We start from the raw sequence: 19,065 nt of genomic DNA, 5'->3' as shown, positions 1-19,065 counted from the left end.
AGCCTGAAGCGAGGATGTGATGACGATCAATGCTTCAGCTGCTCAAGACAACAGCCAGCCAAACTTCGACTTCATGGAGGAGACTGAAGCAGCTCCCAAGGATCTACAGATCTCCACTCTGGACGAAGTTCAGGCACTCCTTGCCAAGAAACATGGGGGACGCGGAGCGGGATCTGATGACCCAATCTGGTTGCTCTACTCCATGTTTGAGGTGTTCGTTGCCGATTTATCCGTTCTCCTGCAGGAGACCGATACGCGGCAAGGGGCAGAGCGCGAGAAACTTAAAGCTCTGCTGCCCGAGGTGGCAAAGACACTTTCTGAAAGCTTGCAGGGCGAGCTTACCGGCTTGAGCTCAACCTTGGGGCAACTGCGCCAGGACGCAGAAGCCAGCTCCGTTGAAAATCTGCTGAAGCAACAGGCTCAATTCTCCTCAGAACTGGGAACGCTCACATCCAAAGTCAGAGGCCTCATGTGGCCTTTTGTTTTCCTAACCGCCCTCAACTGGCTTGCCGTGGGGGCTTTCTATCTCATCATGATCAAATAGGTTTGTCATGCTTCCTTTTAGAGACTCAAAGTCATTCCTGACCCGTGAGGTCAAACTCTTTCTCCTTGCTGTTTTGCTCCTGAACCCAGCCATAGCCTATGCAGGCGCAGAGTGGGCGAGTCCAGTTGTCACGACCTTCGGTTACCTGGAAAGCGGTATGGTCCAGATCGGTGCTGTTGTCGTTGGTCTTGGTGTTGTGGCGTTCGGTGCTTACTCGGCCATGTTTGGCAACATGCGGTGGGAAAGATTGATCAACTATGTCATCGCGGCGATCATCATTGTCGCCGCCCCGGCAGCTATCCGCGCCCTTGTCGATCTAGCCTAAGGAGCGCGGTATGCGAGTGCAGAACGGCGTCTATCGGCATCTACAGTCACCCTCAACCATCTTTGGCATGCCACCTGTGTTTGCGGCGCTGGCTATTGGTGGCGTGTTCTTTGTAGGTGCGATCTTAACCTTGGTGATTGATCCGCCGGTCGTCATGCTGCTCTGCATATTCGCCACCCCTCCTGCGCTTGTGTTCACGATAACACTTCGGCGCAAGGACGCTCATTGTGAGGCGACACTGCTGCTGCCTCACACCTTCTTCAAAGGCAAGAAAGAGCGCCGCCTTGTGGCTGGCGGCTCTACGGCTCAGGCGAAAAATGGCAAGGGAAAATGAGCATCATTCTTTCAACTGTTGCAACATTGGGCGTCGCCGGTGGTGCGGCCATGTACGCCAACAAACTGCTGCGGGCCAATGATGGCGGTGAGTTTGAGCAAGACTGGCTTGCAGATGAGTTGGACTTTGATCACCTGCTGGAAGACCGCTCAACCGTCGTCATGAAAGACGGCACGCTGTTTCGTGTGTTTCGTCTGCGCGGCATGTCTTACGACACCATGAACTTTACCGAGTTGTCTTCTCTTGCCAATCAGCGCACCAACATTTTGCATCAGATTGGTGCAACCGGATCAGCGTTCCGGTTTGTCGCCGTCAAGCGCCTTAAAGATATTTCGTTTGACGCTGACTGGCCTTCACCGGCCTTGCGCGAAATTGGTAATGCGGAAAAAGAACTCTATAAACGGGCCTACTCCATGCACTGGTTTGTGGTGGTTGAGGCCAAGACTTATGAGACGCTGAGCAAGAACAGTAAAACGTTACTCTCTGGCTTTGAGAAGTACCAGATTGAGCCACTTGAAGCTGCAGCTAATCTCACAGACCATTGCGAACTCACCGCGTTCCTGACCTATCTCGTCTGCGGCGAGATGCCGAGCAACATCACGCGGGTGAGCCGGTCAATCAATGCAAACCTGCCTGTTTGCGATCTCATCATCAATAAAGACGGGACTGTCTTAACCCAGTCTCCGCTCAAGCATATTCATAAGACAATCGGTGTTCATGAGTACCCTGACAGTGTGTCAGGAATGATGATTTCCAAGATCCTCGCTTTACCTGCTGAGCTGGAAGTCACTCAAATATGCCTCCCGCTCAACACTGAAAAGACCATCATTGAATACACGCGCAAGAAGGCTGAGCAGCTCAACAGCTTCCTAACTTCAGCTTCTATGGTTGCTGAACTTAATGAAGCCACTGAAGCGCTGACCAATAACTCCAATGCGATGTTCCAAACCCAGCTGCAGTTCACTGTTCGGGCCAGATCCGAAGAAGAGCTGAACGAGGTGTTGGACCAGATCTCAGCCATCTTGAACACACGCCGCGTCAAGCATTCAGTTGAAACCGCACCAGCTGCAAACAGCTGGTTCAATCGCATGCCAGGACGAGACAAGCTCGTTAGAAAACTGCGATTGATGGATTACAACATCGCCGCGCTATGGCCGTTCCAGTATTCTCCGGAAGGCATGTACTCCTCGCCGTTTGGTGATCGTCCGCTGCGCCTCTTCAAGACGCCATCGGGCCAGAACTACGCCTTCCAGTTTCATATTGCAGACAAGCCTCAGGCCGCAGGCCATTACCTGATTTTTGCACCCACCGGTACTGGTAAGTCCACACTGATCATGCACCTGCTTGGCGGCATCGCCAAGTTTGCAGGGGTACGCAATTACGTCTTTGACAGTCTGGAAGGTGCGCGGTTCATGACTGAGGTTATGGGAGGCAAGTACCAGTCGTTTGATCAGCTTTCTCTCAATCCTCTTGATGGCGATTTAGCTGACAAAGCCACGCGCCAGCGGGCCGCGACCATGATCCGGATCATGTTGGGAGAACAGTACGCGCAAGAGATGGATGACCAGATCAACGATGTGCTGGATTTTGCCAGTGTTCTGGATCGCGGTGAGCGTACGTTCGACAACATTTACAAGACGGCATTCCCACCTGATACGGATATCAAGCGGGCTTTCTCAAGATGGGTCCATGATGAGCGGCAAGGAGAGGGGGCTTACAGCCACATCTTCAACGCACCTCATGACAGCATTCGCTCATTCCTTGAAACCAGCCATCTGGTTGGCATTGATATGACCGAGCCGCTCAAAGATCCGTTGCTTGGTCCAGCTCTGGTAACTCATGTATCCAGCGCCATTTATGAAGCTGCCAAGGTGAACCAGAGCGGCTTTTCCATCTTTGTAGATGAGGCCGCTAACCTTCTGCGTAACAAAGGCTTCCGTGATCTTGTCGGGCAGATGTTCATGGAATACCGCAAACTTGGCGGTGTTGTCGGGCTTGCTTTCCAGAACCCTGAAGCGCTCGTTGAATATGAGGGATCTGCCAAGATCATCAATAACGCGCCAAACCTCCTGTTCATGGCTGGTTGTGGTGGCAGTGAAAGTGCACTGGAGCCGTTCAATCTGAGCGATGATCAGATCGCATTTATTCGCGGTGAGACTGAGCTGCAGGGAGGCCGTCAGGTTCTTCTGGTCAGGCGCGATCTGGCGACTGGATACAATGAAAGTACCATCATTGATGTTGACCTATCCGGTCTTGGTGATGCGCTGCGCTTCTACCGCTCTGGCACCGGCCCGATGGCTGAACTTCAAAAAATTCAGGAAGTATGGGGGGAGCAATGGCTTTCTCACGTTTAATCGCAACTACCGCTTTATCGCTGTCATTGTGCCTTGCTGCTGGAAGCACTCATGCTGCCAAGCCTGTCATTGATGTGAAGGGGTTAAAGGCAGCAAAAGACCAGATTAGCGCTCTGAAAGAGCAGATTAAAACGCTCAAAGATCAGCTTGATGTGGTCAAGGATGTGCGTGCTGGCATTGACGACACGCTGAAAAGCATTGGTGAGGTCTCCAAGATCTCAATCCCATCCATCAACTTTGGAAACATCACCAGCCAGATCATGTCCGACAACTCCTGTCTGGTTCCTGACTTTGAAAGTCTGATGCCGGATGTGAGTTTTGATGAGATGGATATCGGCTCGCTCTGCTCACGCTCCGATGCCTATCAAAACGGATTGATAGCTGAACCTAAAGATCTGCAATCCCAGGACTGGGGGCAAAAGCGTGCCACAATCGCTGGCGTGCAAAAAGCGCGAGAGAACACGGTTGCTGATGCGTCTTTGAAAGGTCTGGCTCAGGCAGATATGGCGCAGGAAAATGCAGTTCAAACATTGAGTGCGGCCCAAGAGCTGAAAAGTGAAGGGGCAAAAGCCCAAACTGTCAACGAGCGCCTGCAGGTGCTCATCGAGGTCAATACTGCGCTGCTGCAAAGTCAGTCACAGACTAATCAGCTGCTTGCCCAGATCCTCAAAGTTTCTTCGGCTAAATCTATTCTGCAGGGTGTTCCGCTTGAGAGCGAGCTGGCTAAGAAAGACATGAAAAAGAAGGGAGGTTCTTCATGACCTCCCTGAGCTTATCGTCATCTTCAGTTGGTTTGCAGGTACTTCAGCGAGCCCTCTTTCTTGCGCCGCTCGTATGTGGTCTTAAAAAACGGATCAAGATCGGGTCTGCGCCAATTCGGAATGCGGCAGTCTTCCATTCTGAAGTTGTATCTTTTGGTGTTCCGCTCGCAATGGAATGTTTCGAACGCCCGCCAGTGTTCTGCATCAAACGGTACATCTTGCTCGAAAGAAATATTCCAAGACAAGCGCATCAACTCCAGATCGCGATACTTAGCGATGGCCTCTTGCTGGTCGCTCGCCAGAAAGACTTTTTTGTCAGATTCCACCCGAAATGCTTCTTCGACCTTTCCTCTTTTGAGAAACGGAACGTTTTTAACAGCAGCCTTTACACCCTGTTTGTAGGCGGTTTCAGCAGTTTTCTCCCACGCTTTGTAAGCGTCTTCGTGCTTTGCGAGTTCATTAGAAAGATCTTCGAAATTTTTCAGGTTGTTCCAGGCCCATTTTGCGTAGGTCGGATCAACAAAGTCCGAAGAATCTGTCCCCCAGATGTGGCGTGTAGGTGGAACAGCAGACCCATCCAAAGCAATGGAACTTTTCAGTTCGTCGAGGCTGATCTCGGCCTGAGCTTGTGCCGTGCCAGCAAGAAAGGTGAGTGCAATGAGTAGCGGTTGTGTCAGCTGCCAGGTCATTGAAGCGTACGTTAAAAATGGCGGTGACTTTGTAAATGGTTTCATGGATATAGCCTTTGAGCCTATGCTGGCAATTTTTGTGAGCCTAGCATGTTTATGGTCGGTATTCCAAGGGTTTAAGGTAGTTGCGGGTGCCGTAGATATCTGGTGGGTTGCCACTCAGTTCGTGTTCTTATTCTTCGGCTTTGGCGTACTGGTGGCCCTGCAATATGGCCTTGCAGGTCAGGTCTACGAAGTCACCTACAACGTCATGTTCGGCATCCCTGCAAGTATCATGGGTGGTGGAGGCGGAAGCAGTGCTGTAGTGGAGCTTGTCTCAGGCATAGAGACTACCTTCATGCGACCAATCAACATGGCAAAGTCCATGATGGATAGTGCAGGGTTCTTCGACAAGATTGGCTATGTGATCTTCACTGGTCTGATCATGTTGCCCTTTATCTTGATGATGATCGTGTTTGTGACACAGGTCGCCATTGGCCTCTTTCGCATCATGATCATTTGCCTCTTTGCTCCCTACATCGTCTCATTGAGTGCCTTCCCATGGGGGCGTGAGCAGATCATGAACGGTGTACGCACTTTGCTCGGAGCGATCATTACCCTTGTAGCTGTCACGCTGGTGTTCTCGCTCATAGTTAAAGGTGTTGAAAGTCTCGTCCCGTCCGGTGATGGCATTGGTACTGATCTGGGTAATGCAGACACGTGGTCAGCTTACATTGTTGTAATCCTCACTGCCTGGTCTGGCGTGGCGCTCATTCAGGAAGCAGTCAGCCTTGCAGGCACCATCGCGCAAGCCTCTCTCAATGCAGCAACTTCAGGCGCCATGATGCAAGGTGTTGGCAGTATGGCCAGCAGCTACATGAAAGGCGGCGGCATGGCCTTCAAGGCAGGCAAAGCCGCAATTGGCGTCACTAATGATGCTCTGGGCGATGCCGCCCATGACATGAGCTCAAAATACGGCTCAGGCCGCGCTCCCAAAAGTCAAGCAACCGATGCACTCAAGTCAGAGAAGTAAATTTCATGCGTAAAAGATTCATTCCATTCCTTTCGATTGTCTTGCTTCTGGCTGGGTGTCAGACCACCGAGATGCCCTATGAGCCGGTGAACACCGACGAAATGCGGCCCTCACCCTGCGCCTGTGTAGACCTTGAATATCAACCTCAAACCTTCGAGTGGGTCGATGCTGCACAAGCTTAAATTTGGCAAGAAAAAGAAAGCAGAGCCGGAGGCCACAGTTGAGGGCACGGCTTTGATAGAGGGTGGCGCACCTGAGGTAAGTGTTGCTGGTGAACGACCTGGGGCACATGAAGCTGTTCTAGACGCAGATCCATTTGCTTACAAAACAGCCCATCGCCGCATGGTGTCTTTGTTCAAGGTCTCAGTGTTCCTCAATGTGGTCACTGGCTTGGGACTAGCCACGGCATTGCAAGTTCTGGCAACAGCAATCCCTCTTAAGACAACAGAAGTGGCGCTCTTACGTGTTGATCCAGCTGATGACCGGATCTACCGCGTTGAGCCAATTTCTGTTGAAGTCGATGGTTTTGAGCTGATGCTTGAGAAGATGGCACGCCGCTATGTGGCGCAGATCCTTGCAATTGATGGCATCTCTCAAGGCGCACGGTTCAGGGAAGTTGCGACCTATTCAGATCCAGCGTTTTACCGTGACTTCCTGAAAGAGAACGAAGGCCGGATCGACCAAGCTATTGAAGATGGTCTTAATCGTTCCATCACCGTCGAGACGGCAAGCCAAGTCGATGCTTATGACGGTGTATATCAGTACTCCGTTGACTTCATCCAGACTGACAAGATCGGCAAGCAGCCCCCAGAGCAAAGCAAGCTTCGAGCATATCTGGAGATGACGACCCGTCCTCAAGAAGTCACGACCGTAGAGCGCTTCGAAAATCCCCTTGGTATCCGCATTTTGAAATTGGCTGTTCAGGAAAGGCCAACCACATGACGTCACGCATTTCTCTTTTTCTTGTAACGATGCTTGTTTCAAACACTGCTCTTGCGCAGACCGCGCTTAATCGTGGTCCTCAAACACCAAGCCAGCGCGTTGCGCAAGGCCAGCAGGTTGCATCTCAAAGTGTGACGGCCAGCGTGCCGCAAGATGCGCTCAAACAAGCTGCAGCACAGCGCCGTGGTGAGTTCGGTCAGATGAGCCGTACGACCGTTCCATTGGGCCAGATCCAGAAGGCCTGGGATAAGGCCGGTAAAGACAGCGGTGTTCATACTCAGGTTGATTGTGGTGCATGTGTTTACCGCGTGCGCCTTCGTGAGTTCATGCTCTCTGTCATCCAGCTTCCAGAAGACGTGAAGATTAAAAACGCTGATGTTGCTGATGCAAGTTTGTTCGATACGAAGGTGCGCACCGACAACACACTGGTGGTCAAGCCGCTGGCAGCAGGTGTTGATAGCTCGCTGCAGGTCTATGCTGAAGATGGCAGGGTCTACAGCTTCTATCTTCGTGCTGAGACGGTGAACTCAAAGCATGTTCCTGATCTCCTATTTAAGATCGAGGAGCCTCGTGTTGCGCAGTCAGCCTTTATCGAAGTGGCTGCAGGTGGACCACCAGCGCCGCTGATGAACATGCCCTACACACCAAAGTCAGGTGATGCTCAAAAGGTTGCCGGTGACTATGTGAAGAAGGCCAACATCGACCCGTCAAAACTGCGTGGTTGGGGAGAGTACAAGCTTTGGGGATCTGACAACTCTTTGAAGCCTGAAATGGTTCTGCGCGATGATCACTTCACCTACATTTTTTACGGTGACAAGTGGAAGGACATTGAGCTGCCGACCGCTTATGTGGTGGTTGATGGGATTGACGAGCTGGTCAATACCCGCGTGTCCGGAACGACCTATATCGTTGAAAATACGAGCAAACTGATCACTCTCAAATCTGGTCAGTCCTACATGTGTATCCAGTTCAAGGGTAACTAACATGAGTGTATGTGAGTTATTCCTTGCGGTAGGACTGAGCTTTGGCGGGGCATGTGAACCTGAGCCGGTTATTGCTCGGGGTTTGCCGCCAAGTGACGAGGGGGTGTTTGATTACAAACTCCCCCCAAAACCAAAGCCGGTGGCTCCGCCAGCACCACCGCCACCGCGTATCATTATGGCTCCTCCAATCGTCGTTGAAAGAGAAGTCAGCATCGATGCGCCGCCAAGAACGATCATCAAGAAAGAGTACATCACGGTCGAGAAGCTCAAAGAGCCTCCAAAGCCCAAAGAGCCAAGCCCGTTTGAACTAGAGCTGCAAGCAGCGCGAGCGGCCCGCTTTGGATCTCAGGAGTACATTACTTCAGAAGGCGTGCTGGCAAATGGCACAGAGGGCAATGTTCCTGGACTGGATGGCGGGCTGAAAGAGACAGCAGCGCTTAATGTGTCTCCTCCAGGATCTAGTGTTGCAGGATCATTAGCTGCACCACAAGGTATTGATCCGAAAAACAGCACCTACAAGGCGTCGGGCCGGATCTCCACCAGTGCGGTTGATAACAGCCGCATTGTGACTGCCGACCGCTACATCACCGGCATCATGGAAACCGGCATTAACAGCCAGCTTGCAGATGAGGGCACGGTCGTCATTCAGGTGAGCAGGGATGTTTACGGCTATCACGGGGCCAATCTCCTGGTTCCCAAGGGAAGCCGGATGATCTGCCGCTATGAGAGCGCGAAGAAGGTTGGACAGACCCGCATTGGCTTTAGTTGTGAGCGTGTTCTCATGGCGGAAAGCCGCGCTGAAATCTACCAGCTCAAAGCCAAGGTTGGCGATGCGCAGGGCTATGGCGGCATGTCCGGCCATGTCGATAATCGCTGGTGGGAGAAGTACGGCACCGCCGTGACCACCGTTGCCATTGGCGCGGCCGTTGAATCAGCGGTCACCATGGCGTCTACCTATGGTTTGAAAGGCTCCGACACAATCGCTTCAGCCCTGACAGGCATCTCGGAGAACGTTGGTGAGTTGTCGGCAAAGTTTATGGAAGACACGGTCAATTTGAGGCCGGTCATCCGTATTTCCCAGGGCACCAGAGTTCAGATCAGACCTGAATATGACTGGTACCTGGCTCCACCTACCAACAGTGATGAGGGTTATTTAGATGCGGAATATTTTAAGGCTTAGTCTGGTTGGAGCCTTGCTGCTGACAAGTTCAGTTGCAGGCCTCTCCCAAACTGCTTCACCGCCGTCTGCAGCTACGCAGGCAGCGCAGGCAGGCAAGCAAGGAACGAGTGCGGTAGAGGCCACCGCTGCACTTCGTGAAAAGCTGTTCGCCGTTGCTGTGAAGCAGACAACACCAATTTTTGAAGGCAAAGCAGTTGAGCTGGCCTTGCAGATCAAAAAGGCTCCTCAGTTCACTGCAGGGGTCAACAAAGACGAAGTGTCTGTATCAGGTGTGAGCGCAGAAGGCTTCTCCCAATACGTCATGCATGACGGGAAGAAGATCGGGCAAGCTGTGCTCACACGCCTGACGAAGGGCGAGAGTTATGTTGAGCTGAATGCAGAAAACTTCTCATCGCAGTTTGACGTTAATGAGGACGTGATCAATCCGGAAGAGACGCTTGATGTTTCCGGCAATGAAGAAGAGCTGATTGCAGCTTTGAAGAAGCTGAACTCAGATGAGGCACCTGAAGAAGACAAAGATAAATTGGGCGAGGAAAAGGAAGAGGGCTACCGCGATGTTGCCCGCGATGAGAACGGAGGTTCCGGATCTGGAAGCGGCCCATCTGGTGGTGGTGAAACTCCAGGTTCAAGCGGCTACGAGACACCAGAACGCAAGGACGTAGAAAAGGCTGAGACACCTGAAGAAGATCCCGAAGAGGTTCGCGTAACCTATGATGGATGTTCACCAGTCATCGACCGCAATCAGGGTCAGGTGCGCGTTCAGTCTAAGACGCAAACGCTCAAGAAAGGCATCGTTGTTGAGGAAAGTGCTTGTTCTGATAGCGGGACAAACTTCACGATCCAGAAGAGCGCTGCAACTTGTGAAGACAAGATTGATCTCAATGCTCGTATCGCAAAGCCTCAGTTCCTTGAGTACTACATCAATAGCCAGCAAGAGCGTATTCAGCTGTCTGACTGTCAGCCAGACCCAGACACAACGTTCCGGATCACAGAAGCCGATACCTGTCCGATTGATGTAAATCTGGAAGAGGGTAAGGCTTACGTTGAAACCTCGCTGGTCTACACCGATGGCAACAACAACCTTCAGACTGTTCGCACCTGTGAGCGTTCCGAAAGTGTTCAGCCAATCCAGATGACCCAAGTAACTGATGGTTGCTCAATCGTTCATGACTTTGGCAATGCTCTTTCAACTGAAATGGCGATGTGGATGTATGAGCGTGATGGTCAGTTCTTCCAGGCTTCTCCATGCACTCAGACTGATAAGACCTTCAAACATGAGAAGGTGTTCAAGAAGAATAGCGTCGATATCTGCCAAACTATGGTGGATCTGACAGGTCGCAGAGCAATCCCGCAGTATCGCACCGAGATTATGGTGGATGGTGCTGTGCAGTACATTGATCAGTGTACGCCTGATTCAAACACATCGATCAATATTCTTGCGACCAGTGAAGGGTGCATGAACCCTGCAGAGTTCAACCACGACATTGCTGCAGGCGTCTCATATGCCTTGAGCGCCACTATTATGAAAACCCGCTGCGTGTTTACGTTAACAGCTGTCAGCAGAGCAATACTGCTTACACCCATGACGTTGAGATCTCTTCTTGGAAGTACAACGACGAAAAGAAAGTCGCTCAGCCGCTTTCTGATGTGTCAATCAATGTCTCTGGTCAGGTCTATCCAATTGCTTCAAACATGCTGCTGCCAGGAGCTCCGGAAGTTGCCTACTTCTCTCTGGGTGAAGAAACAGAGCAAAATCCAGGTGGTCGTTATTTTGAAGGCTGTTACGGCTTCATTCCAACCAAGCTGACTGACATTTATGAGCGGCCAGATGGAACGCGGTATGAAATCGACAACGGTGCAGGAGCGCCTTACGAAGAAGGCTATCAGTGCAAATCAACCACTGAAGGCTGTATGACGCCAAACGACTTCATTCATGATTTTGCGGCTGGTTACTCCTTCGGTTTGCAGCGGTTCTACTACAACAATCCAGACCGCAATTACGTTGGTTCATGTGAGAAGGGCGATAAGACCTTCGAGCACAATGTACAGACAACCAGTTGGGTAAATAGCGATTCAAAGCTAAAGGCAAAGCCTCGTTCTGATGTTTGGATCAGGGTCGAAGGAAGCAATCACACCATCGCTTCTAATACGTTGCTGCCTAATGCTGAGTTTGTTGCCTACAACTTGATCAAAGAAGAGGAAGTTGCTCGCGCTGGGGATGCAACATTCAATGGCTGTATCAAGACCACTCCATCAAGCCTGATGAAAACGTATGAACGGCCAGATGGTTCTGAATACGTCAAAAATGCCGGTGCTGGAGCGGGGGTAGATAAAGACGTTTGCGTTCGTAAGACAGAGACAAAGAATGGCAGGAAGTACACAGAGTACAGTCCAAGTCCTGGACGTTGTGAACGTGTCTTTGCTCAGGAGATCTCTGTTCAGGAGTACAAAACTCGCGTGAAGACCACCTACCCAGATGGCAAGGTCGAGTACTCCAGTTGGTCTGATACGAAAAAGACAAAAACCGGCAAAGGCTATGGATGGAGAGTTGGTAGTGATTATCACAATGATCGCCGCTGCTAATCACCACTAAGTCTAGCTGAGTTGGCGGGCAGGGCTCCTGCCTGCCAACTCTCACTCAAACTGAAATTAAGACGTAAAGCCAACGGCTTGAAAGTAGCTCCCAGAGACAACTCTCAGGGTGAATGGGTAAGTCATGTCTGATGCACTGATAATGAAGCTTATGGAACCTTTAGCTGAGTTCTACAGCGATCCGAATGTAGTTGAGCTGCGCCAGATGCGCCCCGGTCAGCTCATTCTGGAACATCGCAAGTCAGACCTGCAGCAGATCGAGACGCCCAATATCGGCTTCAACCAGATCCGACGCATGTGTCAGGCGCTTGCCAACTACAACGGCCTGAAGTTTTCCGAAGATACAAACCCGAAGCTTTCCGTGTCGCTGCCTGAGCGCCACCGTTTTGAATGCTTGATCGGGCCAAGCACGCTTACCGGCCTTTCCATGGCAGTGCGTTGCAAACACCCTTACGAGGTCAAGTTTGAAGATCTGGGGCTTCGCCAGAAGATCATCGACTACATTGGTGAAGCCATGCACAAGCGCTGGAATATCGCGATATCCGGCTCCACCAACACGGGCAAAACAACATTCTTAAACAAGCTGCTTGGGCTCTTGCCTGTCCAAGAGCGTGTTGTGTCTTGCGAAGACACGCCGGAGCTGGAGGTTGAGCGCTTCTGGAATGGATCAGCACTGTTTGCATCTCGTGAAGCCTCTCAAGGGGCTGGCCTGCAAACCTGGCCGCAGCTGTTTGACCACAAAATGCGCATCTCTCCGGACCGCATTATCTTTTCTGAGATCTCTGTCCAAAATGCCTTTTCTGCTTTGAATGCGCTTAACACCGGTGCAAAGGGGTGGATGTGCACCATTCACGCCGACCGCGCTGAGATGGTGGTCGAGCGGTTTCAGAACAACATCGACATGTCAGGCATGAACCTGACAAAGCCAATCAGCGAGTACTTCGACACGCTGGTCGATGTGATCTTCCATATCACCCGATTTGACCGCGGGGTGCGTCACATCACCGATATCTACGAGGTCAAAAACAACCGTTACATCCTCAAAAACGGGAAACTTCAGTGATGCATGTATTTCCTCGCGTTGTTGCTCTCGTCTCTCTTTGTGTCTTCTTTAGCGTCACTTTTGGCGGATGGTATTACACGCTTGCGTTTGATCCTACCGACCTGAGTGGTGGAGGTGGCTCTACGCCTTTTATGTCCAGACCAAATCCCTTCCCAATGAGATCCTGATCCCGTTTGGTGGCGGTTTTGTTTCCATGATTGTGGTGATGGTTATTGGCCGCATCCTCATGGAGCGGGCGTCCAGCTCTACCGTCTCTGGAGAGCATGAATCTGCTTCCCTTCATGGCTCTGCGCGGTTTGCTGAGCCGGATGAGATCAAGAAGATGGGTCTGCTGCGCGGCAAAGGTGTTGTTGTTGGCGGACTGGAAGACAAGCTGAAGGGCACCACCATGCTTCGCCATGATGGGCCTGAACATGTTCTGGCATTCGCCCCAACCCGTTCTGGTAAGGGTGTTGGGGTGGTGATCCCTACTCTGCTCACCTGGCCTGGAAGCACCATAGTACTTGATATCAAGGGCGAGAACTACGCCAAGACCTCAGGCTGGCGTGCCTCACAAGGTCAAAACGTCTTTTACTTTGAACCTAGTGCTGAGGAAGGTTCAGCACGCTACAACCCGCTTCAGGAAATCCGTCTTGGCACAGATCACCAGATCGGTGACTGCATGAATGTTGCCAAGATGATCATCGACACCTCAGGCAAGGGACTAAAGGATTTTTGGGAGCAGGAGGGCTTTTCATGGCTCACCACTCCATTCTTCATGTGCTTTACCGTGTTCGCAATGAAGAAGAGCGCACAGCCAGTCTTGCGGATGTTTTGCAGTTCCTCTCTGTGGGCGACGATACAAACTCCGGTGATGCTGCAGAGCAGCTGGATGAGCTGGTTAAGGCCAAAGCCAAAGGCAAGAAAGACGAAGATGGTTTTGAAAAACTGCTTCTTGATATGGAAAGCTATGAGCATGGGAATGAGGGGGCAAACGACGAGGTAAGACGCGGAGCCAGCCGCATGCGCAAACGCGCAGCTAATGAACGCTCAGGGGTGTCGTCAACAGCAACTGCACAGCTTGCTATCTTCGCTGACCCAATCGTTGCTCGCAATACATCGGCCTGTGACTTCACCATTGAAGATCTTATGAATGCCGATCAGCCTACCAATGTCTATTTGGTTCTTTCACCGGCTGAAATTGGGCGCATGAAGGCGCTCATTCGTATCCTTCTCAATCAGATCCTCACCCGACTGACTGCAAAGATGTCTCACAATGAAGATGAGGCATTTTACAAGCACCGCATGCTCTTGATGCTCGATGAGTTTCCGCAGCTCGGCAAGCTGGAGATCTTTGAAAGCGCACTGGCCTTTATGGCTGGCTATGGTCTCAAAGCGTTCCTAATCACGCAGGACATTACCCAGCTTCAGGCAGCTTACACTCGTGAAGAGAGCATTATCTCCAACTGCCATGTGCGCATTGCCTACGCACCCAACAAGATTGAGACCGCACGTGTTCTTTCTGACATGAGCGGCAAGACAACGGTCGTGCAGAGAAAGCGTTCAGTGTCGAAGAATCTGGACAAAGCTTCAGCCAGTGTCTCTGAAAGTCTTTCAGAGGTGGCGCGTCCCCTAATGACTCCGGATGAATGCATGAACTTGCCAGGTCTGGAATATGACGAGGACGGCAAAGTCACAGGGCCAGGAAAGATGCTCATCTTTACCGCTGGCAAGCGAACCATCTACGGCCAGCAGTTCTTGTACTTCCAAGACGAAGAGATGAGGGATCGCTCAAAACTAAAGCCATCTGGCAACGTCAAAGACGGTGTTTTGATAACCCCTTCTAAACCTGCTCAGCCTGCACAGCTACCTGCGCAATCACCTGCAGATCCGGAGCAGGAAAAACAAGAACCAGAACAATCAGATGAACAGGATAAGGCCACCGCACAGCCTGAATCCGATCCGGTGTTAGCCCGTTTTATGAAGGCCGCTGAAGGCATTCAGCCAGAGGCCGCATCATGATTTTTAATCTCATTTTTTCTGTCATTTTGAACCTGCAGGAGAGACCGCATGCCCGCACTTGATAAGCAAGATCACCGCGCAAAAGAAGCCAATGATAATGGCCCAAAGGCCAAAACATCGAAGCAAAATCGGATCTACCTCGCCGTGCCATTTGAAGAAAACCAGAAGGCAAAGGAACTGGGTGCCAGATGGGATAGAGAGGCAAGCAGCTGGTACGCGCCAAGCGCAAAGGTGGCAGAGAAAACCAAGCAATGGTCCGTTGAAGGCAAAGCCCCTGCAGCAGAAGAAAAGCGAGATCCTGTGCAGGAGTTTAGCGATTGGATGCGTGCTCAAGGCATGGATCTGAAAGGCCATGCCATCATGGATGGCAAATGGCATCGCATCGCGATCATGGGAGAGAAAGCCAAGAATGCATCTTATCGCGGCCATCTGGATGCAGCCGTACCCAATGGCATGCTCAACAACTTCAAGGGCACTAAGTCGGAATGGAAGTTTGATGGGGTGAAGCTCTCAAAAGATGAAGTGGCAAAAGCCATAGAAGCTGGCAAAAAGGCTCAAAAGGAACGGGCGGACGAACTGAAGCAGGATCAGGAGAAGGCCGCTAAGACAGCCTTCGGGATCTGGAGCAATCTTACAAAGTGGGCGGAGCCTGAGAACTGCGATTATCTCAAGCGCAAGGATGTTCGCGGCTATGGCGTCAAGCTGGATAAAGATGGCCGTATGGTCGTGCCATTGCGCGATACAGATCTGCGCATCCATTCCTTGCAGTTTGTGGGTGAAGAAAAGCACTACCTGAAGAATGGCCGCAAGGAAGGCTTGTTCCATGCCATCGATCCAAAACGTTACCTGAGTGACAAAGACAAGCCTGGACTGGGCGATACAATTGTTTTTGCGGAAGGCTATGCGACAGGGGCTTCGGTTCATAAGTTTGTGCGCAAGCCAACCATTATCACGTTTGATGGCGGCAACCTGGTCAAGGTCGCCAAAGCCATGCGTGAAAAGTTCCCAGATGTAACCATGCTGTTTGCAGCTGATGACGACCATCACCTGCCTTTAAGAGAAATCCCTCTCGCCAACATGGGACAGGAGATGGCCCGTGAAGCAGCCGATGCGGTCGGCGGTTATGTGGTGTCCCCTCCCCTCACAAAAGCCGAAAAAGCCAAGGGGCTCACAGATTGGAATGATCTGGAGAAAGAGCGCGGCACGGACAAAGCCGCCTTCCAGTTTCTGATGCAAACCCGCAAGTCCCTTGATGCTGAAAAGATCAAGGAACAGGAGCTAAGTTGCTCCCCAAAAAAAGAAATGTCCCGTGATTTGGAGGTTGTATAATGAAGCCAATCAAGCGCCGCAAGCCTGAAGAAGAGATCCGCAAACCGTTCAAGATCCGGTTGCCCAAATGGCTTTGTGATGAAACTCGCAAAAAAGCGAAAGCGGCAAACGGCATGCCTCAATCGCACTACGTTGAATTTGTGTTGGTCAATGCCGCGCATCCTGACCCATCACGCATGACCGCCATTGATGAGCTGAAGAAAATCAACCACGACCAGGCGCGATTGGGCAACTTGTTAAATGCGGTTTTGACTGACCCAGATCTGAAATCGAAGTTTGCAGATATTGATGAGCTCATCGGTGAGATCCGCGACAGCCAGCAGACTATCAAGTCCAAAGTGCTGGCGCTGTAACGATGATTGCTCACAAGATTGCTCGTACGTCTGGAAAGAACTCTTTTAAAGCACTAGCTCGCTATGTGGCTGCAGCGAAGGAAGAGAATGAAAAGCTGGGAGATCTATGGATTGAGAACTGTACCTTTGCAACCTCATTAGAAGATCTGGATCATGCCATTGTCGAAATCGAGAACACGCAAGTTCACAACACTCGCGTTAAGAGCGACCGCTCCTACCATCTGGTGATCTCGTTTGCTGAAGGTGAGGTGCCGGAGAAGGATGTGCTGAAGGACATTGAAAAAGCCTTCGCAACAGAGCTGGGCTTTGAAGAGCACGAGCGCATCATTGCGACCCACATAAACACTGACAACTTTCATATGCACGTGGCGGTCAACCGTGTTCATCCAACAACCTATAAGGTCTGTACGCCGTATAGAGACTTTGAAACGCTTGAGCGTGTTCGTCTGGAGATGGAGAAAAAGCACGGCCTGACCCGCACCAATGCCAAGGGTGAGGCGCTTGATAAGAAGAATCCAAAGGCACGCGACTATGAGGCAAACACCTTTGAAGTCTCCTTCTCTACCTATGTGAAGGACTACCAAAGCGAGCTTTTGAAGATCCGCGAAAATGCAAAATCATGGGCAGAGCTTCATGAGGGCATTGCGGCTTACTCAGTGGAGTTGAAAAAACGTGGCAACGGTCTGGTGTTCAAGGAAATGGAAGGGCATCGCCTTGAGAAGGCAAGCAATGTCCATCGCGACTTTTCCAAGAAGGCTTTGGAAGATAAGTTCGGTCCTTATCGGGCACCGGAGAAAGATCTCAGTCAGGTTCAGGCCAAAGATCGCTACGAGCGCAGGCCTCTATACGACCGGCATCGGCAAACAGACCTTTGGGAGAAGTTCACAGATCAGCTGAGCAAACCCAAGCCTAGACACAGTTGGCGAGCATTCTTGAGAGATCAATCACAACTCAATCGTGCAGCTGTTGAAATGATGAAAGGTGAGGAAGCCATGCTGTCCTTGATGGGACTTGGCTCAAGACGACAACCAGGACTGCTGGAACAGCATCTGGGCATCAAGCTGAAGCAGAACAAGGTGCAAAAGAAAGTGGAGCTGGAGCGCTGATACAATGCAGCCACCCTGCCCTCATCGCCTGTAGGTGAACCAAAAACGCAAGGTGTTGCATCAGGCATAGAACACATCACCCTCAAGCAAGTTCTCGCCTGCGCCAGCCCAATCTTGCAAGAGATGATCAGGAATGCGCAGCGGAGCAATGATGTTGACTGGTTAGCTATAGTTGCGGCCGCCGAGCAGTCATCTCACTACCTCGGGATTTCGCAATTAGCCTTGAAGCAGGCCTGTGCGATTGTTGGAGTTACAGCTGCAGCAACGATTGTCATTGTGGCTGAGCGCAAAGGGGCAGATCCAGAAACGCCAAGGAGGCTTTTTGCGCGGTTGTCTTGCCAAGGCTGAACGCGAGCTGCACCTTCATAAATCTGATTTTGGCCTGTTGAGCAAGGCGAACCTCAATGAGTAGTCTGATGAGACGGTTACAAGTTTAATGAGCCAATTTTTTTGAAATGGGAGATTATATGTATGTTTTTAAAGTCTGCATTCGAATAGATAAAATGTCTTTATTACCCTCAGATTACGATTGCTCCTGTCGCTCGAGACAAAGTTAAACTTGCCTTACAATCGAACGTTAAACGGATAAATCTGATGCAGATAGAACATGTATAAAGCACCAAAGATTAAGCTTTGATGTGGATTAAGAAGAACGTCATTGGTCGACCTTGACGCTTGGCAAGCTTTGTATTTAGGGGACTGAAAGAGTAATCAGTGCCCCTTTTTTTGATAAAGATGACTTTATTCATTGGTCAACATCTATCATCATTATCAGCTCTATGGGTTATAGTATCTGAAGTATTTCTCTGAGAAATATACTTCCAATTTGAATATAACACTGCGCCTATCGGATTTGTTTTTTTGTCTCTCGAGTATGTTTTGAAAAGGTTTGTTATTGTGAATGTAGCTGTTTGACAACGCGACTGTCTTTTGACTGCAATTGCTTTGTAGGGGCCATTATTGAATGGGCCTTTGTTAGACTGAGTTCTGTTCTTATTCTTGTCTTCTAAGTATCCCCAACCTGCATTATGGCTTGAGAATTTCACACTTATCCAGCGTTCTTCAAGTTCCCGACGATAAGTACATTTATCGCCCTCAGAGTGAGGTGTTCCGAAGCCGTTTTCGCGAACGTAGGTTGCGCCAGTTTTGTAGCGGTAGGTTTCCTCTCGAACGGTCTTCAGATAGGAGATACAGCCTTCATAATACCGGGTGCTTTGTCGAGGGACTTCATGGGTTGAAATGTGTGTGTAGGCTGAGGACGCAGAGACAAACTCAAAATTGCTTGCCTTCAAATCGGCTTTGCGAGTGTTTCTGAGTGTTACTGTGTTGCTGTCATTGAGTTTGATGACCAGATTGCCACTTTGCTGTGTGGCATTGCGCATGAGGTGGTCGAAGTTTGCAAAGATAAGCTTGTCGAAGCGCGCTTTGTCACCGAAGCCAAAGCCATGCTCAAAATCTTCAATCACATCGCGGCCGAAGAATGGACCTTCAAAGATG

The 19,065-nt window shown here is 50.8% G+C and carries 19 protein-coding genes and 1 pseudogene; 18 read left to right on the top strand and 2 right to left on the bottom strand.

Annotated features, from left to right (window positions below; translation table 11 throughout):
- Window positions 1–19 precede the first annotated feature (19 nt).
- The 5 genes from JCM12308_RS25165 to JCM12308_RS25145 are packed head-to-tail and all read left to right on the top strand — an operon-like array spanning window position 20 to window position 4,318.
- Window positions 20–544, top strand: a complete 525-nt coding sequence (locus JCM12308_RS25165; RefSeq protein WP_054785473.1) for a hypothetical protein — start codon at window positions 20–22, stop codon at window positions 542–544.
- 7 nt (window positions 545–551) lie between these two features.
- Window positions 552–869: a TrbC/VirB2 family protein gene (locus JCM12308_RS25160; RefSeq protein WP_054785472.1), complete on the top strand. Its 318-nt coding sequence runs from the start codon at window positions 552–554 to the stop codon at window positions 867–869.
- 10 nt (window positions 870–879) lie between these two features.
- Window positions 880–1,203: a hypothetical protein gene (locus JCM12308_RS25155; protein WP_054785471.1), complete on the top strand. Its 324-nt coding sequence runs from the start codon at window positions 880–882 to the stop codon at window positions 1,201–1,203.
- Window positions 1,200–3,557, top strand: coding sequence for a VirB4 family type IV secretion system protein (locus tag JCM12308_RS25150; protein ID WP_054785470.1), 2,358 nt, complete (start codon window positions 1,200–1,202; stop codon window positions 3,555–3,557). The genes JCM12308_RS25155 and JCM12308_RS25150 overlap by 4 nt, the downstream gene beginning before the upstream one ends.
- Window positions 3,539–4,318: a hypothetical protein gene (locus JCM12308_RS25145; RefSeq protein WP_054785469.1), complete on the top strand. Its 780-nt coding sequence runs from the start codon at window positions 3,539–3,541 to the stop codon at window positions 4,316–4,318. The genes JCM12308_RS25150 and JCM12308_RS25145 overlap by 19 nt, the downstream gene beginning before the upstream one ends.
- 23 nt (window positions 4,319–4,341) lie before the next feature.
- On the opposite strand, the gene JCM12308_RS25140 is transcribed toward JCM12308_RS25145, so the two are convergent.
- The gene (locus tag JCM12308_RS25140; protein ID WP_164845358.1) at window positions 4,342–5,166 is read right to left on the bottom strand and encodes a hypothetical protein; all 825 of its coding nucleotides are present in this window, start codon (window positions 5,164–5,166) and stop codon (window positions 4,342–4,344) included.
- On the opposite strand from JCM12308_RS25140, the gene JCM12308_RS25135 reads away from it, so the two are divergent.
- The 13 genes from JCM12308_RS25135 (at window position 5,051) to traI (ending at window position 17,568) form a co-directional block, all read left to right on the top strand.
- Window positions 5,051–6,019, top strand: coding sequence for a type IV secretion system protein (locus JCM12308_RS25135; protein WP_164845361.1), 969 nt, complete (start codon window positions 5,051–5,053; stop codon window positions 6,017–6,019). The genes JCM12308_RS25140 and JCM12308_RS25135 overlap by 116 nt on opposite strands.
- 5 nt (window positions 6,020–6,024) lie before the next feature.
- The gene (locus JCM12308_RS28415; RefSeq protein WP_164845360.1) at window positions 6,025–6,201 is read left to right on the top strand and encodes a lipoprotein; all 177 of its coding nucleotides are present in this window, start codon (window positions 6,025–6,027) and stop codon (window positions 6,199–6,201) included.
- Window positions 6,185–6,961, top strand: coding sequence for a VirB8/TrbF family protein (locus JCM12308_RS25130; protein ID WP_054785466.1), 777 nt, complete (start codon window positions 6,185–6,187; stop codon window positions 6,959–6,961). The genes JCM12308_RS28415 and JCM12308_RS25130 overlap by 17 nt, the downstream gene beginning before the upstream one ends.
- Window positions 6,958–7,944: a TrbG/VirB9 family P-type conjugative transfer protein gene (locus tag JCM12308_RS25125; protein WP_054785465.1), complete on the top strand. Its 987-nt coding sequence runs from the start codon at window positions 6,958–6,960 to the stop codon at window positions 7,942–7,944. Before JCM12308_RS25130 ends, JCM12308_RS25125 begins: the two co-directional genes overlap by 4 nt.
- A gap of 1 nt (window position 7,945) precedes the next feature.
- Window positions 7,946–9,124, top strand: coding sequence for a TraB/TrbI/VirB10 family type IV secretion system protein (locus tag JCM12308_RS25120; protein ID WP_054785464.1), 1,179 nt, complete (start codon window positions 7,946–7,948; stop codon window positions 9,122–9,124).
- Window positions 9,102–10,931: a hypothetical protein gene (locus tag JCM12308_RS25115; protein WP_054785463.1), complete on the top strand. Its 1,830-nt coding sequence runs from the start codon at window positions 9,102–9,104 to the stop codon at window positions 10,929–10,931. The genes JCM12308_RS25120 and JCM12308_RS25115 overlap by 23 nt, the downstream gene beginning before the upstream one ends.
- Window positions 10,817–11,707, top strand: a complete 891-nt coding sequence (locus JCM12308_RS28020; RefSeq protein ID WP_128647488.1) for a hypothetical protein — start codon at window positions 10,817–10,819, stop codon at window positions 11,705–11,707. The genes JCM12308_RS25115 and JCM12308_RS28020 overlap by 115 nt, the downstream gene beginning before the upstream one ends.
- A 133-nt stretch (window positions 11,708–11,840) precedes the next feature.
- Entirely contained in the window at window positions 11,841–12,779 is a 939-nt protein-coding gene (locus tag JCM12308_RS25110; RefSeq protein WP_054785462.1) for an ATPase, T2SS/T4P/T4SS family, read from the top strand.
- A gap of 193 nt (window positions 12,780–12,972) precedes the next feature.
- The gene (locus JCM12308_RS32605; protein WP_054785461.1) at window positions 12,973–13,764 is read left to right on the top strand and encodes a type IV secretory system conjugative DNA transfer family protein; all 792 of its coding nucleotides are present in this window, start codon (window positions 12,973–12,975) and stop codon (window positions 13,762–13,764) included.
- Window positions 13,719–14,780: a type IV secretory system conjugative DNA transfer family protein gene (locus JCM12308_RS25100; RefSeq protein WP_373282418.1), complete on the top strand. Its 1,062-nt coding sequence runs from the start codon at window positions 13,719–13,721 to the stop codon at window positions 14,778–14,780. The genes JCM12308_RS32605 and JCM12308_RS25100 overlap by 46 nt, the downstream gene beginning before the upstream one ends.
- A 48-nt stretch (window positions 14,781–14,828) precedes the next feature.
- Window positions 14,829–16,109 carry a DUF5710 domain-containing protein gene (locus JCM12308_RS25095; RefSeq protein WP_054785459.1) on the top strand — a complete coding sequence of 427 codons (1,281 nt, stop codon included), beginning with the start codon at window positions 14,829–14,831 and terminating at the stop codon, window positions 16,107–16,109.
- On the top strand, window positions 16,109–16,462 hold the full coding sequence (locus tag JCM12308_RS25090; RefSeq protein WP_054785458.1) for a hypothetical protein: 354 nt from the start codon (window positions 16,109–16,111) through the stop codon (window positions 16,460–16,462). The genes JCM12308_RS25095 and JCM12308_RS25090 overlap by 1 nt, the downstream gene beginning before the upstream one ends.
- Window positions 16,463–16,464: 2 nt before the next feature.
- Window positions 16,465–17,568, top strand: a complete 1,104-nt coding sequence (gene traI, locus JCM12308_RS25085; RefSeq protein ID WP_054785457.1) for a TraI/MobA(P) family conjugative relaxase — start codon at window positions 16,465–16,467, stop codon at window positions 17,566–17,568.
- Between the two features lie 752 nt (window positions 17,569–18,320).
- Here traI and JCM12308_RS28410 read toward each other — a convergent pair.
- A pseudogene (locus JCM12308_RS28410) lies at window positions 18,321–19,065 on the bottom strand (hypothetical protein); the annotation flags it as partial.

The organism is Pseudovibrio denitrificans JCM 12308 (assembly GCF_001310815.1).
Lineage (GTDB): Bacteria > Pseudomonadota > Alphaproteobacteria > Rhizobiales > Stappiaceae > Pseudovibrio > Pseudovibrio denitrificans.
Note: the sequence above shows the minus strand (reverse complement) of the source record. Positions and strands in the feature narration are given on the sequence as shown.